The sequence below is a fragment of the Escherichia sp. WS1451 genome (assembly GCF_046487365.1).
In the GTDB taxonomy this organism is placed as follows: domain Bacteria; phylum Pseudomonadota; class Gammaproteobacteria; order Enterobacterales; family Enterobacteriaceae; genus Escherichia; species Escherichia coli.
In genome coordinates, this window is the sequence record NZ_JBJQJP010000084.1 from 1 (window position 1) to 566 (window position 566).

1 pseudogene is annotated in these 566 nt (G+C 51.2%); it reads right to left on the reverse strand.

Features of this window, described 5'->3' with window-relative positions:
* Positions 1–507: pseudogene (locus ACJHX7_RS26280) on the reverse strand (IS3-like element IS2 family transposase); the annotation flags it as partial.
* Between the last annotated feature and the right edge of the window lie 59 nt (positions 508–566).

Consider the following 566-nt stretch of genomic DNA (forward strand, 5'->3'; position numbering starts at 1 on the left):
CTCCGATAACATGGTGTATACGGAGAAGCACATCCGTATCATCAGTGTGACGACTGCGGCGGCCATCCATCCAGTCATCGGTTCGTCTGAGAATGACGTGCAACTGCGCACGCGACACCCGGAGACAACGGCTGACTAAGCTTACTCCCCATCCCCGGGCAATAAGGGCGCGTGCGCTATCCACTTTTTTGCCCGTCCATATTCAACGGCTTCTTTGAGGAGTTCATTTTCCATCGTTTTCTTGCCGAGCAGGCGCTGGAGTTCTTTAATCTGCTTCATGGCGGCAGCAAGTTCAGAGGCAGGAACAACCTGTTCTCCGGCGGCGACAGCAGTAAGACTTCCTTCCTGGTATTGCTTACGCCAGAGAAATAACTGGCTGGCTGCTACACCATGTTGCCGGGCAACGAGGGAGACCGTCATCCCCGGTTCAAAGCTCTGCTGAACAATTGCGATCTTTTCCTGTGTGGTACGCCGTCTGCGTTTCTCCGGCCCTAAGACATCAATCATCTGTTCTCCAATGACTAGTCTAAAAACTAGTATTAAGACTATCACTTATTTAAGTGATA